The sequence below is a fragment of the Legionella rubrilucens genome (genome assembly GCF_001468125.1).
Taxonomy (GTDB): Bacteria; Pseudomonadota; Gammaproteobacteria; order Legionellales; family Legionellaceae; genus Legionella_C; species Legionella_C rubrilucens.
The window spans coordinates 216,982-232,716 of sequence record NZ_LNYT01000006.1 but is presented as its reverse complement, the minus strand read 5'-3'; the positions used below and the strand labels follow the sequence as shown (position 1 = coordinate 232,716).

Here is a 15,735-nt window from a genome sequence, read left to right as displayed (position 1 = left end):
GATTAGGCAACCAATCGGCTGTCTTTTTCCCGTATCAGCAGGCCAATACGGGAAACGGGATTAAGAGGAAGAATCCAGGGCGTAGATAAAGCTGACATTAACCGTCGGAATGCGCAGGCTCGCATCCAGGGAGTCGACGCGGCTGGTGGCTAAATAACGAAAATCCAGACCGAAGGCGGCAAAATCATCAAGGAAATAGCTGATGCCGAGAATACCCTGAGCCATCGCAGCACTGGAGGATTCCTTGTTTTCAAAAATGGGCACCTGGCTGTTGTTGTAATTGACATTATATAACTTGAAGTTGCTGCGGACAGTCCCATAACCTAAGCCTAAACCCAGGTAGGGTACAAAGCTGCCATCCCCTCCAGCCTGATACATTTCGTAGAGGGCATTGACGAGACCGCCGATAATGACGGTTTTGCCTTCCATGTCGAAACCGTTGGGCGTGGTGTGATTGCGCAGAACAAAGGTACCGGATTGAATTTTATCAAACTGATCATAATTAAAGAAAAGTTCGCCTTCAAAACGGAATTTATTCCAGCGGTAACCCAGTGATCCGAACGCGTCCCCACCCAGCGAGTAAGTTAAGGTGGCTGCACTGTCGTTGATGCCCAAAACCGGGTTATTGAAGGTAAAATCAAGATCGGTGATGTGGGAGGCGCCGCCGCCAAGGCTTAAGTACCAACCCTGAACCGGATTGACGGCATGGCTTGCACTGCCAGCCAGTAAAGCCATCGCGGCTAAACCCATACGAAAAGAATTCTTCATGAACAACGTCCTTATTTGTAATTCGCCACGTCAAAACGGTATGTGACCCCGACACTGGCTAAATGCGCCTGGAATGTTTTGTTAAAAGCGCTGACTCGCTGCGTGGCAAAGTAACGGTAACCGGCATCCACGGAATAATTTTCAGCAAAATTGTAAGTCAATCCGGCCGTGGCCTGGTAAGCAAAGACGTTATTGGAGTCCTTAAAGCGATTGGGGCCAAAGGGACCGCTGCTTTTCAGTGTTGTTTCAACCCAGGCATACCCCAGGCCTGCACCGAGGTAAGGTTCTATCGCCGGTACAATTTCAGGGAAATCATAATACACATTGGCCATTAAAGCCGTGGCGATGGCTTCGCCGCTAACGCCATTCTGGCGAACGAAATTCACCTCAAACTGGCGTGTATCGGCCTCAATATAGGTTAATTCAGCCTCGTAGCGAAGTGGTGAACTTTTATAACCGATTCTTCCCCCGGCGTTAAAGCCGCTGGTGTAAGAAGCATCACTGTAGAACAAACCGTATTTGGCTGTGCTGACATTATCGGGAAGATAACTGTAACCGCCGAAAACGCTGGCATACCAACCGTCAACCGGAATGGCAGAAAATGCAGCGCTGGACGTCAGCAATGCAGCGGAAAGAAGTGCAGTTCTCATAACTTACCTATTATTATTATGTTAAAACCAATTCATGTTAGCGTTTTGCTTTGATTTTGCAAGCGGCTTTTTATTGTTACTTTATCAGATACTGGGCTAAGATGATTAGATGTGCTATCAAAAAGGAGGTTGAGCATGGCAAAAATAATTAATAATCTGGAAAAATTTACTCAAGGGTTGATTGATTTAATTTCGGACACCAGTGAAGCAGGTAAAAAAAAATTAGAACAAATCTTTGCCAAAGCGCATGCGGATTATGATGAGCCTAAAGAGTCTTATCTCTGGCGTTGGATATACAGATACTCCCGCCAACGCAGCGATAATTTTAACAAAGCCGAAATGGATCTTAAATTACCCGATCCGCTGCTGCGTCTGCAGACTTTGCAGGTGTTTATATCGGATGGGAACTGGACAACTACATCGGCCAATACCCGTCTGCTCCTGGGGTTAATCAAGGCTGTGCCGGGCTATGACAAGGAAACGGATGAATACCTTCGAACCCACATCATCGATGCCTTAACCCCTTTGCTCAAGGAACAAATCGCCCTGGTGGTCAAAACGCAGCAAAATGAAATCGCCGTTAAAGCAGCGCGACAAAGGGAATTGAATCTGATTAATCAACGCAAAGAGAAAGAGTTGGATGAAATCGCCTGGTTTGACACAGAAGACGCTGCCCGTGCGTTTGCTGCAAAAAAAACCGAAAAATACGCCGTTTACTTTGTAAAAAATAAAACGAGCTGGTACATGGGTTGGTATGACAGCACCGGCAAAAAAGAATTGTTATTAGCCAATAAAGAATTACAGGCCCTGCTTGGTAAATCGGTGAGTATTGATGATAAAAACAACGCTAAAATTAAAGCGCAATGCCGCATCCTGCTGGAATCGTTCCTTGATAAAATCAATTTGTTGAAAAATCCAGCACCCAATGACCTGGAAGGCCTGACTTCGGCGTTTACACTCGATGAAAAAACCGAGGCGTTGACCTGGTACGACAGCCTTGGAAGAAGCCATGCCATTGATTTAAAAAGATACCCCAGGGCCTATGAGTACCTTAAGACACGGGATTTAAGCGACAAAAACAATGTGCTGTTTTTTAAATCCCTGCTGTTGCGTGTGTCAACCCGTCATGCGGTGGATAATGAAAAGCAAAAAAGCCTCTTGCAGTTGATGCAAAAGAGATTCAGTTGTGAACTGCTGTTCACCAACGAGTTGCCGCGATTGCCTGCGCCGCGTCTTGGGGCTTACATTCTCACCCGTGAAAAATCGTTATGGGTTTTATATCAATGGCAGGATGGCGCGGCGAAAGCAGTGAATACCGATGCCTGGGAAGAGTACCACACGATGCTTGATGGCTTAGGGAACATTGAACCAGAAGCGGTGCAGGCCGAGGATAAGGAAAAATTACGCGGGCTGATTACCAAATTGTCGCGCATACCTGCTGCAGTGCGGGTTGAAGAAGCGGTTAAGCCGGTGTTAAAAATCAATGTTGCTCAATTTGCCGCGCTGGAAAAATGCCTGGGGGGGCATGCGGCCAAAGTGAAAAGCACCACTAAGGACGAAAAAGAAACGGCATATCAGCAAACGGACAAAAAAGCAGTGGCTGAGAAAAAGAAGAAGCTGGTGTCTCAATTTTCAGCCGTGGCTACCCTGTTTGGCGCGCAAGTCATTGACGAATACCGTAAACCGGTTAACCCCGTGCTGAATCCAGTCGTGATTGACGATTACATGCCGCCGCCGCCACCACCGTTAGAAAATCCAGACGCCACGCCTGAGGATGGGGAATGGTTGAATGAGGACGAGTACTATTGCACTAGCCCGACGACGTAAAGCGGGCTTTCTCAAACCGGTTTTGTTCAGGGCGCTGCTCATAGCCATTGGTAATCGGGTAGCGCCATTCGCGACCAAAGGCACGAGGACTTACTTTGGGGCCGGGAGCAGCCTGTCGTCTTTTGTATTCATTGCGTTGAATCAATTGGATCACGCGATGCACAATGGCAGGGTCGAAGCCCTTGTGGATAATCGTTTCTGCATCGAGATTGTTTTCCATGTAATCCTGAATGATCGCATCCAGGGTGGCATAATCCGGTAAGCTGTCCTGATCGGTCTGATTGGGAGCCAGTTCAGCAGAGGGCGCACGCGTGATCACACGCTGCGGAATGATGGCTGACAGGCTGTTACGGTAAGCGGCCAATTCATACACCCTGGTTTTGAGCACGTCTTTAAGCACAGCAAAGCCACCGGCCATGTCGCCGTAAAGGGTGGCATAGCCCACGGCTGTTTCACTTTTATTGCTGGTGACCAGCACCATGTTTCCAGTTTTATTGGACAAGGCCATCAATAACATCCCACGAATACGCGCCTGCAGATTTTCCTCCGTGGTATCGGTCGGCAAACCCTCAAAGGATGGGGCTAAAATGGACAAGAGGCTTTGAAAAGCAGGCTCAATGGGAATAACCGTACCCGAGACCTGCATGGCCTGCAATTGACGCTGCGCATCGGCGACACTCATGTCGGCCGTGTAGCGCGAAGGCATTAATACGGCGTGTACGCGCGATGACCCGAGGGCATCGGCGGCAATGGCTAAGGTGAGGGCGGAGTCAATCCCGCCGGAAAGCCCAAGCAGCACCCCGGGGAAGCGGTTTTTATTGACGTAGTCACGTACGGCACAGACCAAGGCCTCGTAAAGCAGGGCTGTGGGATCCATCAGGGGTTCCATCGGGCCTGTCACCTGGTCCTTGTTAAAGGAGACGGATTGGGTCGTCTCTTTAAATGCCGGCAATCGGGCGCAGAGGTTGCCTTTGTTATCAAAAGCTAAGGATTGGCCGTCGAACAGCAATTCATCCTGGCCTCCGATTAAATTGACATAAAAAACAGCCAGACCCTGACGGGCGTAGGACGACAACAATTCAACACGACGCTCGTATTTTTCATAATCAAAGGGGGAGGCGTTAAGGCACAGCAGGCCATCGGCCCCCTCGGCAAGGAGGGCTTCAACCGGACCGGTTTGCCAGAGATCTTCGCAAATGCAAAGACCCAGCTTGTAACCGTTAATGGTGAGAATGCAGGCGGTTTCCGGGCCCGGGGTGAAATAACGCCTCTCGTCAAAAACGCCGTAATTGGGTAATTTCTGCTTGCGGTACCTAGCAATGATTTGACCGCGGTGAAGAACGCTTGCGGCATTATAGCAGCGGTCATTTTCAAACAAAGGATGGCCGAGAATAACATGACAATCCCCAACCTGCTTCGCAAGCCCCTGTAACGCCTCCTCTACCTGCCGATGAAATTCAGGACGCAGGAGCAGATCTTCAGGCGGGTAGCCGGTCAGCGCCAGCTCAGGGAATAACAGCACATCATGCGAGGATTGCTTTGCCTGAACAATGGTCGATATCGTTTCCGCATTCGCGTGAATTGCCCCCACGGTCATGTTGACCTGGGCAAGCAGAATATCAAGCGTTTTATTCATGACAGCAGGCTCAGTTAATTCAGGACGGCTTATACTATCATAATAGCCTGATTAGGATAGCCCGATTGACGTACTCTCACTCGTCTCATTGTCTGTCAACGACAAAACCAGAGACGGGCTATCATTTTCCTGCCCAGGCGGGAGGAAATGGTGGTGGCGCTGTTCAAGCGGAGGCGGGGAGGATGTTGGGAAGAAGCTATAACTGTGCGCTTTTGAAAACCGTCCGTAATGGCTTTTTCCAGGCGCTTCGAATGAGGACGCGGGCAACAGGCACATACGGCCGTTCGTCTGTTTACGTACGCTGCAGCCTGCGCTGAGCAGGAGCAGAACTTCCTGAGCGGTTGATGTTGGGGCATCACTGCCATTGTATTGGGAAACAAAAGCTGGCGAACGCATTTCTTTTATCAATTCTTCGAGAAACAGGGCCGGATTTCGCGTTAACATCGCCGCTTCAATGTTGGGGAAATGCTGTTCGACCAACTCAAATCGATAACCCAGTATTCGGGCGGCCAGGAGCCAGGCCTTGTTCAATTGCCAGTTTAATTTTGCAGGTTCAGGGTTTAAATAGATGGCGTCACCGGCATGGTGGTTGATCATGGCGTTCACAGCCCGTGACGTGCCGAGCCAGACGATTTTGTTATCCGGGTGCATCAAGGCATAAAAAGCGAGTTTCAGGATTTCGATTTCCAGGGCTTTAAAGTCAATGTACAAGGGGGCGTCTTTGACCTGCAGGGACAAATACCTCTTTAATACTTTGTAGGCGTTGACTTTTTCTCCCTTGTCGGCGCTAAAGGATAATTCCCTCAGCCTTAAAATGGCGAGCTGACCGATTTCATCATGCAATCCCAGCGGACCGAATTCAATGGCATCAATAAATTGGTCATTATCCGGGTTAAGTAAATTCGTTAACGCATTGTGAGCATTTTTTTTTCCGCCGCTTAAATGGTAAAGCCTCGGGAGGTCAAAGCGGATGGTTTGCCAGGTATTCATTTGATCACTGACATAATGATTAAAGAGTGAAAGCCCCGCATGTCTAAAGAGGAGTCGGGTGCCCTTTTTATCGTAGCGAAATTCGCCTGAGGTGTAATAATTCCCCAAAACAGGGTAAGTGTCCTGAAATTCCGTCATTAATTTTCTGGTTATTTTTTCTGCCTTTTCGCAGTAAGGCTCGTATTTCTGACGGCATTTTTGGAGCTTTTCCTGACATATCACTGCCATGGATTCCACGTCGGTTACTGAGGGATGGTCAGTGGGGGAGGCGGTTTTGGTTTCGGGACATTCAGCACTGCTTGCATTCAGGCCGGAATTGGCATGATCAACCAGCAGATTAGTCACCGCAATCTCAATGGATTGAAGGTAATCCATTGGATGGCGGCTCTCGAATTGGGCTACGTCCTCGATTAATTTATCTAGAAGATCACTGTAAATCTGCAGTTGCCGAAAGGTGTTTTCTCTATCCATTTTCTTTCCATAATGACGAGACTGATTTATTTGTGAGCACAATTTACAATTATCGCGCTACCTTGTAAAGATAATCTAAAAATTTCTTATTTTTCCGATATGACTGTATTCAAAATATACACTATGTGTTCTAATGTCTCTCCAAATGGGTGTTGACATGCGCCCTTCTCTTCTCTATTCAGGTAACAGCTATGACCAATTATGATACACTCATAGGGTGGTTAGAAAATACCACTTCCAAAACGGCCCAGGATGATTTGGTATTGGCAGGTCAAATATTGACCAGTCTACCCTCGCTGATTACGTACACCATTTCCATGACACCCCTGACCCTAGCAAAAAAGCTTGACGCCAAGCTGGATGCCATTGCCGCCTTTCTCAACAATGAAGAAAAAGCCGAACTGATTGCGCTGAAAGGCACGCTCAGTGTCTACAAGGAAAAACTGGCTCAGTTGTTACCGGATGCAACGAAAAAAGCAGGGGAAATCCTGGCGGCTTATTTGCGGGTTGAGAAGGCTAAATTGAAAGATTTTGATGCCATCTTCAGTCCCTATAAAGTGATTTATCAATTGCCGGATCCTTCTGATGACGAGGTGGATGATCTAGGCTCTGATGAGGAAGATGACACGCCTTTCACCTTCAGAAAGGGCGGCTTTTACACTCAAACGGCTTCCGTCTCGTCCTATTTTACCTTGGCTGTTCACTCGTACATGAAACAATGGCCAGGGCTCATGGATCATTTGGAGCCTTTACAGCATTTTGTTAAAAAATACCCCAGTAATCTGTTGGCTCAGATTCTTCATCAGGACAAGAAAAAAATTGTCGAACTGGCTTGTTCAGGCGAATTGTCGTTCAATACGGAACTAGGCGATTTCCTGTTGGGCCGTATCCTTTATGAAGCGCCGCAGTGGAATATCGGTGAAAAAGTCCGTGTGGCTAAAATGCAGGGGTTGCTGGGCGGCAAACGATTTGATCAAGACGAATTTGTATTTGAATTAATTAAACTTCACTTGTTTGATGCTTTAGCCAGGGAATCCCAGCAACAGCCCGTTGCCTGGATTGGATCCTCCCGCAGTGTACTGGCTAAGGTCAGACAGAATCCCGGTGAAGGGGCGTATTTAAATTGCGATGACGATAAATGGTCTCCGCAGATTAATCGTGCCTGGCTTATTGCCTTGTTGATGTTTAATTACGAGATTCAAATCGTTGAGCCTCAGTTTCCTGAGATGGAAAAAGCGGTTTTATCCGGTGATTTTGTCAAATACATCTACAGCCTCGCTGCAGAAATGCGTCAATACGATGGTTCCACTGTAGAAACCTCCAGAATTAACGACTCCATGTATCATGGCGGTATCGAACCCACAGCGACGATGCAGGAATTGCTGTTGCTGTTAAGCCTGGATTGCCAAACAGTTAAAAACAGTGAGGGCTATCTCTGTGTTTACCGGCCCAAAACCCAGGAAGAGTTAGTGCGCACCACCACGCTGGCAGCCGAGGCGCTGCTTGTCGAGCCGCAGGAGGAGTATGACAGCATTCGTACCAAATCCAGACTGCGCCTTAACCATTCCTTTGGCAGCTTTGGGCGGATTGCAGTGAACCCGGTGCCGGCGTGTACTTTTTTTGTTCATCCGGGTGCGTCATCGGACCAACGCTCGGCCCTTCTGATGGATCAGCTGAAGACGAACGATAACAGCAAACCCACTCAAGATGACTCGTTTGATCAGGGAAGCCCCAGCGGTGACATGAGTTCTAACCTTGTGCAAACGACGATCGAAGACGACGATGCGCCTAATAGCTCGTTCACGAACTACGCCACCTAGCCTGTCACTTCTGCTGAAACAAACGGTGCATGCCGTTTGTTTCAGCAGAGCAACTGTATTGCATCGATAAAATTTGCTACAATGATCGGTTTAACTTTGCAAATATAGATACTTTATGTTGAAGGATGCCTTATCACGGATGGCCGATGTTTTTCTTCCTTCCGTGCTGATGCATGGTCAGGATTATCAGCAGCGCGGCTTCGTCCTTAATATTCGTTTAAGTGACGGCCTTTTAAAGGCACGTGTCAAAGGCCGTTCCCATCAGATTTACGATGTGCACATCGACCTGAAGTCCTGGCCGGCCAAACCGGCTCATTGCACTTGTCATTACACAACCAATTGCAAACATGCGGCGGCCAGCTTATTGGCTTTGCAAATTAAAGAACAAATCACCATTCCCGCCCCTTCGGCTGAAAACCCGAGTCAGACTTTAAACGAATGGCTGCACACCCTGCGTGATAAACAACCGCCGGTCCAGCAGACGGGTACGCATGCGGTGGTTTATCTTCTGACGTTTGAACACGGCCAGCATGACGATCGGGTCATCGTCAGACTGGCTTTGGCTAAACGCCTGAAACGCCGCAGTTTGGGGAAAATGAGTCTTTTCACCACCATTACCGAAAGTCGCCGCCAGTTTTTTACCGATGATGACGAAGAAATCATCGCGCAATTGCAGCTCAAGGGACGTATTCAGGGGAGCTTTGACCGTTTGCCTGTCCGCAACAGCGAATTGCTGGAAAAGATTTTAAAAACACAACGTGCCTATCGTTACGAAGACGAGTGTTTGCTGCACTGGGGAGACGGTCTGGATGCTGAACTCTGCTGGCAGTTAGAGAAAGACGGTTTTCAGAGGCCGGTACTGAAACATGAGCAGGAATCCCTGGATTACCTGTTTCTTGACAAACCCTGGTATATCGACCCAGTCGGTGATGAATGCGGTTTGATGACCATCCCTGTTCCCTTGGTCCAGTTAAAACAGGTTCTAGCCCTGCCGCCGGTGGCGCTGGACGACGTCGCAGCAGCCATTGAACTAATCCGAAGCATCAATGAAGCCCTTCCTCTACCGAATCCTTTTATTCATCGGGAAGTGCGCCGCGGCAAACCGCGCGGCATTGTTCGCTTTGATGCCGCGGAACAAGAGGAGCCGGTTGTCAATCCAAACCCGGCGGGTGTTTTATTTTACGTGCACCTGGCTTTTGATTACTCAGGTTTTGAATTCAACGCCGAAGACCCGTTTCCTGTTGTGGTGTTTGAGGAAGGGCAGAACCTTATCCGTCTGGAGCGGGATTTTTCAGCCGAGAAGCAGCAGCAACAGGAAATAACTCAAATCCTGAATTTAAGAAAACCTTCCGTGGATGAGCGGTTAAAGTTTGATCTAAAGACCACCGACATTGAGGTCTTAAGCCATTATCATCACGAAGAGGATCTGACTCGCCTGTACCAGCAGGTCATCCCTTTACTTAAAAGCAAGCAGTGGCAGGTGGAATTTCTGCATCCTTTGTACGAGGAAGTCGTCGATGAAGCGCAGGTGGAATGGTATTCCGATTTTAAAGAGCAGGGCACGGATTTCTTTTCCTATCAACTGGGTATCCTGGTGGAAGGCCGGCCCGTCAATATCGTGCCGGTTGTCGCTGCATTGATTAACCAATGGCAATCAACCGATATCCAGCAGTTGCCCGATGATCAAACCGTTAAATTGTCCTTAGCCAATGGCAAAGCGCTCCGGGTGAATCTGGGGCGAATCAAACCGCTGGTGAATTTTTTAATGCAATACGGCACCCGCTCTCTTCACGAAGGGGACAGCCTGACAATCAGCCGCCACCAACTCATGCTCATTCGTGAAACCGAACAGGCATTGGCCGCCGCGGCCTTGCGTTGGCATGGTGGTGAAGCGATAAGAATGCAACTGCAGAAACTGGTTGATTTGTCACGGCTTGAACAAATCAGACCGCCGGCGGGTTTAAAGGCCATGCTTCGCGATTACCAGCAACAGGGATTAAACTGGCTGCAACTGCTGCGGGAATGCTGTTTGGGCGGTGTGCTGGCTGATGACATGGGGTTGGGTAAAACCGTTCAGACACTGGCCCACATGCAGCTTGAAAAGGAGCAGGGCCGTCTTCAAAAAGCCAGCTTGATTGTGGCGCCAACCAGCCTGGTGGTGAACTGGTTTGAAGAAGCCAAACGCTTTACACCAGAACTCAAGGTACTCATTTTTCATGGGCAGGAACGGCATCAGGATGAGTTTGACGGCTATGATTTGGTCATTTCCACCTATGGATTGATTCAACGCGACAAGAGCCGTTTTATTGATTATCCGTTTTACTACCTCATTTTGGATGAGGCGCAATCCATTAAAAATGCCCGGGCTAAAACCACGCAGATCATTCAGCAGGTGAAGGCCACGCATCGCTTGTGCCTTTCCGGGACACCGCTTGAAAATCATCTGGGTGAGCTGTGGTCTCTGTTTCATTTCTTAATGCCGGGGTTGCTGGGGGATGCCAAGCAATTTCGCCGCTTCTTTAAAACACCCATTGAAAAGGACGGCGATGACACACGGCGGGAATTATTAGCCGCACGGGTACGTCCGTTTATGCTGAGGCGCAATAAAAATCAGGTGGCCAGCGAGTTGCCGCCGAAAACGGAAATGGTTCGCCTGATTGAACTGGCAGGCAATCAGCGCGATTTGTATGAAACCATCCGCATCAGCATGGAAAAAAAAGTCAGGGAGGCCATCGCCCGTCAGGGGATGGGAAAAAGTCATATTGTTCTGTTGGATGCCTTGCTTAAATTAAGGCAGGTTTGTTGTGATCCGCGCCTGCTTTCCATTCCGGGTGCGGCAATCGCCCACGGCTTTTCTGCCAAGCTTGATGCGCTGCTCGATTTGCTGGACAATCTGGTGGAAGAAGACCGGCGGATTCTGGTGTTTTCCCAGTTCACGTCCATGCTGAAACTCATTGAAGAACAATTGGAGCGGCGGCGGTACACTTACCTTAAACTCACCGGTCAGACTCAAAACCGCCAGGACCTGGTGAATCAATTCCAGCAGGGCAAGGCGTCCATCTTCTTAATCAGCCTTAAAGCCGGAGGGACAGGGTTAAATCTGACCCGAGCGGATACCGTGATTCATTATGATCCCTGGTGGAATCCCGCGGCTGAAGAGCAGGCCACCGATCGCAGTCACCGCATTGGCCAGGAAAACCCCGTGTTTGTTTACAAACTCATTACCCGCGGGACGGTGGAAGAAGCCATTCTTGCCATGCAGTCGCGGAAACGGGCGCTATTTGAGGGCATTCTGGCGGATAATAGCCATCACCTCGATTTATTAACGGACCGCGATTTGGAAGTCCTGTTCACACCGCTTGACGTTCAGTAAAAAGAAAGAGTACCGGCAAACAATTGCAAAGCGGGGCAACCTGGCCTATTCTTTCATTGATGAAAATCAAGGAGAAATTTCATGGAACAGTTGAAATCGTTGTTTGCAGTGATCGTCATGATGTTGTTTGTTCCTGCTGTCATGGCTGCCTCACCAGCCGGAACCTGGACCACCATTGATGATGTCACCGGTAAAAAACGCGCTGTTGTTCGTATCAATGTGTCAGGCAATACGTTAAGCGGTACCATCGTTAAAGTTTACCCCCAGGCCGGCGACACCGGTATTTGTTCCAAATGCCCGGGTGGCTTTAAAGGCAAACCCATTCAAGGCCTGCGATTTGTCTGGGGTTTGAAAGACAAAGGCAATGGCGAATGGGACGGCGGCCAAATCCTTGATCCAAAAACCGGTAAAGTTTACCGTGCCAAAATGACGTTAAAAGGCAATAAACTGTACGTTCGCGGTTATGTGGGTGTTTCTGTTCTGGGTCGTACTCAGGTTTGGGTGAGGTAATCACTGATTCAATGAAATCCAATGGCCTTGGCCATTGGATTTTTTATTTCCACGTCAAATCGTAAACGACTCTCATGACACAAGACAACAGAGAGGGTGGATAATACTCGAACACTAAATTTACCCAGGCTCTTTTCTTCTTCGTGCAGGTTTTGCACGGCTCTAATACGCAATCAGAATCGGGATTTTTTCCTGAATTCATAAGAATCAAATTCTTTTTCATTCATTTTCCTCAAACAGATTACGGTAGCGACTGAGGAAAGAGACGGGATGACGAGCTATTTATTTCAATGAAACAATACGGGCATTATTTTTAATTTAGAGTTGGGAACTCGATGATAAACTTATAATCTCTTTCAACAGCCGGGCTGTGGTGTGATGAAGATTGCTAAGTGACCAGTCCTTCGCGTTACTCTCTTTGAAAAATAACGAAAATTGCTTTGAGTAGAATCATTCTGCCAAAATTTTTGGCTCAATTTAAGCGTAACCCGTGTTTAGCCGGCCTTGATACCATTTGCTCGATGGCTTTGGCATTTTCTGCAAACTTCAATACAATAGCTGTCTGGTTCATACGATGGCAAAATGATGGTTGAGGTTCAAACGCGAAAAACAGCGGCAGTCGACCCCTTAAAGCGTCCCCCGCACTCGGTGGAGGCTGAGCAATCCATTATTGGCGGCGTCATGCTGGACAATCAGGTTTGGGACAAAATCAGCACCAAACTCTGCGAAGCGGATTTTTATCGCACCGAGCATCGGGTGTTATTCCGTACCATCGTCGAATTGTCCAAGCGTGAACAACCCTTTGATGTGGTTACACTGCTTGACATGCTTAAATCCAATAATGATTTGGATGATGCCGGCGGGGAAACCTACCTGTTCGAGTTGGCGAATAACACGCCAAGCGTGGCCAATATTTCGGCCTACGCCGACATCGTTCGCGAGAAATCAGTCCAGCGTCAATTGATTGCCATTGCGGGTGAAATTGCGGACGCGGCTTATAATCCTTCTGGACGGGAAGTACCGGAATTACTGGATTTGGCAGAAACCCGCGTTTTCGCGATTGCCGAGCAAACCGGCGGCGACGGCGGGCCTGAGAGCATCAAGTCCATTCTGGTGAAGGCTGTAGAAAAAATTGATGCCCTTTATCATAATGGCGATGCCATCACCGGCCTGGCAACCGGTTTAAGCGATCTGGATGCCATGACTTCGGGATTACAGCCTTCTGATCTCATCATCGTTGCCGGCCGCCCGTCCATGGGTAAAACCACCCTGGTGATGAACATGGCTGAGCATGCCGCCATTCGCGGCGGCAAACCGGTGCTGGTGTTTTCAATGGAAATGCCTTCTGATTCGCTGGCCATGCGGATGATGTCCTCGTTAGGGCGGATTGATCAGCACCGCATCCGGACAGGTAAACTTGATGACGACGATTGGCCGCGGGTAACGTCGGCCGTGCATATGTTATCCGAAGCACCACTGTTCATCGATGATACCCCGGCGTTAAGCCCCTCGGAAATGCGAGCGCGGGCGAGGCGCCTGGCCAAAGAGCATGGTCAACTGGGTTTAATCGTGGTCGACTACCTGCAATTGATGAAAGTGCCGGGTTTTAAAGCCGATAACCGCACGGCTGAGATTTCTGAAATTTCACGAAGCCTTAAAGCACTGGCCAAGGAGTTGCAGGTGCCGGTCGTCGCACTCTCGCAGCTTAACCGAAGCCTGGAGCAGCGCAGTGATCGCCGCCCGGTGATGTCGGATCTGCGTGAATCAGGCGCGATTGAGCAGGATGCGGATTTGATTTGCTTCATTTATCGTGACGAAGTCTATAACGAGGACAGTCCGGATAAAGGGGTGGCTGAGATTATTATTGCCAAACAGCGTAATGGCCCGATCGGCAAGGTGCGTGTCGCATTCCTCGGCAAATACACCCGCTTTGAAGATTTGGCGTTTAACGGTTATCAAGGGGTAGATTAAGTGACAAGGCCCACTCGCGTCCAGATTGATTCGCTGGCGCTTCTTCATAATGTGCAATGCGTGAAACGGTTTGCGCCGGGCAGGAAAGTGATTGCCATGGTCAAAGCCAACGCCTATGGCTGTGGTTTGTCGGAAGTTGTCCCCACCCTGGAAGGGCAGGTGGATGCGTTTGGCGTGGCTTGCCTTGAAGAAGCGCTCGCTATTCGAAGCCTGGGTGCGCGCAGTGATTGTGTGTTGTTTCAGGGCATTTTTACTCCGGACGAACTCGCGGTGGTGTGTGAGCAGCAGTTTCAATGCGTGATCCATCAACCCTATCAATTGCAGTGGCTGGTGGCTAATCCCCTGCCAAAACCGATCAAAATCTGGGTCAAAATCAATACCGGCATGCATCGACTGGGTTTTGCACCCGAAGAATGTTATGAGGTGCTTCAGGCCTTAATGGCCTGCCCCTGGGTGGATGACGACATTGGTTTAATGACGCATCTGGCCAGCGCTGATGAGCCGGATAATCCCAGTAATCAAAGCCAGATGCAGATTTACCGCGACCTGGCCTTACCTTCCAGGCGGTTAATCCAGAGTATCAGCAATTCGGCAGCGATCATGGCCTTGCCGGATACGCATGCCGACGTGGTTCGGCCCGGGATTATGCTGTATGGCGTCTCACCGTTTATCAATCAAACAGGACAGCAGCTTGGCCTGGTGCCGGTAATGCGTTTTGTTTCGGCCATCAGTGCAATCCATCAGTTTCCCGCCGGGGCAAGGATCGGCTATGGAGGAAGCTGGCAAACCAGCAAGCCTTCGGTCATCGGCGTTGTGGCAGCGGGTTACGGCGACGGGTACCCGCGGCACATTGCCCAGAATACGCCGGTATGGGTGAATGGTGTCCATGCCCCGATCGTCGGGCGTGTTTCCATGGACATGCTCACCATTGATTTAAGCCATTGCCCGACGGTTAAAATCGGGGAGCCCGTCGAACTCTGGGGGCAGTATATCCCTGTAGAAACGATTGCAATGTCAGCAGGAACAATTGCTTACGAATTACTCTGTCAGTTTTCTCCGCGTGTTCGCCAGGATAAAATTGTCAGTGCATAAATTATGGATAATATCTAACCGAGATGGTAGAATGGCAACCGATTTTGTAACTGATTAAACAGGTAACTCACATGAAAAAATTAATTTTGGCCTCAGTTTCAGCGTCATTGTTGTTGAGCGGATGTGCGCAGGTTAATAATGAAGGAATTGGCACGGTAACGGGCGGCGTGGTCGGCGGCCTCATCGGCAGCCAGTTCGGCGGTGGTTCCGGTAAAGTGGCGGCAGCCGCCGGCGGTGCCCTGTTAGGCGCTTACCTGGGCGGTAATATCGGTCGTACCATGGATCGCTTGGACCGTCTGGAAATGCAACGCGCCCTGGAAACGGCACCAACCGGTAAAGCGGTCGTCTGGCAAAACCCCGATTCCGGTAACCGTTACACGGTAAGACCCACCCGTACTTATTACAGCAATTCACAACCTTGCCGCGAGTACACCACGCGTGCCATCATCGGCGGCAAAACCCAGGAAATTTACGGTAAAGCCTGCCGACAAGCTGATGGCTCCTGGAAAGTGGTCAGCTGATAGGCGTTTTCCTGCTTAAATCGCTGGCACAAATACCCCGTCCTGGGCGGTGTATTTGTGCTATATTTATACAATCTGGCGGATTGATATTCCATTAAGCAGGAGT

At 49.3% G+C, this 15,735-nt stretch carries 11 protein-coding genes; 7 read left to right on the top strand and 4 right to left on the bottom strand.

What is annotated here, in order from left to right:
• Positions 1-60 precede the first annotated feature (60 nt).
• Together Lrub_RS03290 and Lrub_RS03285 are read right to left on the bottom strand one after the other, a co-directional pair.
• On the bottom strand, positions 61-768 hold the full coding sequence (locus Lrub_RS03290; protein WP_058530771.1) for an outer membrane beta-barrel protein: 708 nt from the start codon (positions 766-768) through the stop codon (positions 61-63).
• Between the two features lie 11 nt (positions 769-779).
• On the bottom strand, positions 780-1,418 hold the full coding sequence (locus Lrub_RS03285; protein WP_058530770.1) for an outer membrane protein: 639 nt from the start codon (positions 1,416-1,418) through the stop codon (positions 780-782).
• Positions 1,419-1,553: 135 nt separating this feature from the next.
• Here Lrub_RS03285 and Lrub_RS03280 point away from each other — a divergent pair, with 135 nt between their 5' ends.
• Complete coding sequence (locus Lrub_RS03280) at positions 1,554-3,245, top strand: hypothetical protein (RefSeq protein ID WP_058530769.1); 1,692 nt, start codon at positions 1,554-1,556, stop codon at positions 3,243-3,245.
• On the opposite strand, the gene Lrub_RS03275 is transcribed toward Lrub_RS03280, so the two are convergent.
• Complete coding sequence (locus Lrub_RS03275; RefSeq protein WP_058530768.1) at positions 3,229-4,881, bottom strand: NAD+ synthase; 1,653 nt, start codon at positions 4,879-4,881, stop codon at positions 3,229-3,231. The two genes, Lrub_RS03280 and Lrub_RS03275, sit on opposite strands and share 17 nt — an antisense overlap.
• Positions 4,882-4,932: 51 nt before the next feature.
• Complete coding sequence (locus Lrub_RS03270; RefSeq protein ID WP_058530767.1) at positions 4,933-6,342, bottom strand: hypothetical protein; 1,410 nt, start codon at positions 6,340-6,342, stop codon at positions 4,933-4,935.
• 191 nt (positions 6,343-6,533) lie between these two features.
• On the opposite strand from Lrub_RS03270, the gene Lrub_RS03265 reads away from it, so the two are divergent.
• The 6 genes from Lrub_RS03265 (at position 6,534) to Lrub_RS03240 (ending at position 15,629) form a co-directional block, all read left to right on the top strand.
• Positions 6,534-8,162: a hypothetical protein gene (locus Lrub_RS03265; RefSeq protein ID WP_058530766.1), complete on the top strand. Its 1,629-nt coding sequence runs from the start codon at positions 6,534-6,536 to the stop codon at positions 8,160-8,162.
• 115 nt (positions 8,163-8,277) lie between these two features.
• Positions 8,278-11,535: a DEAD/DEAH box helicase gene (locus tag Lrub_RS03260; protein WP_058530765.1), complete on the top strand. Its 3,258-nt coding sequence runs from the start codon at positions 8,278-8,280 to the stop codon at positions 11,533-11,535.
• Positions 11,536-11,652: 117 nt separating this feature from the next.
• Complete coding sequence (locus tag Lrub_RS03255; RefSeq protein ID WP_420324163.1) at positions 11,653-12,045, top strand: DUF2147 domain-containing protein; 393 nt, start codon at positions 11,653-11,655, stop codon at positions 12,043-12,045.
• Positions 12,046-12,630: 585 nt separating this feature from the next.
• Positions 12,631-14,016, top strand: coding sequence for a replicative DNA helicase (gene dnaB / locus Lrub_RS03250; RefSeq protein WP_058530763.1), 1,386 nt, complete (start codon positions 12,631-12,633; stop codon positions 14,014-14,016).
• Positions 14,017-15,108, top strand: a complete 1,092-nt coding sequence (alr, locus tag Lrub_RS03245; protein ID WP_058530762.1) for an alanine racemase — start codon at positions 14,017-14,019, stop codon at positions 15,106-15,108.
• 71 nt (positions 15,109-15,179) lie between these two features.
• A complete protein-coding gene (locus Lrub_RS03240) occupies positions 15,180-15,629 on the top strand; it encodes an RT0821/Lpp0805 family surface protein (protein ID WP_058527145.1) in 450 nt (149 codons plus the stop codon).
• Positions 15,630-15,735: the final 106 nt, after the last annotated feature.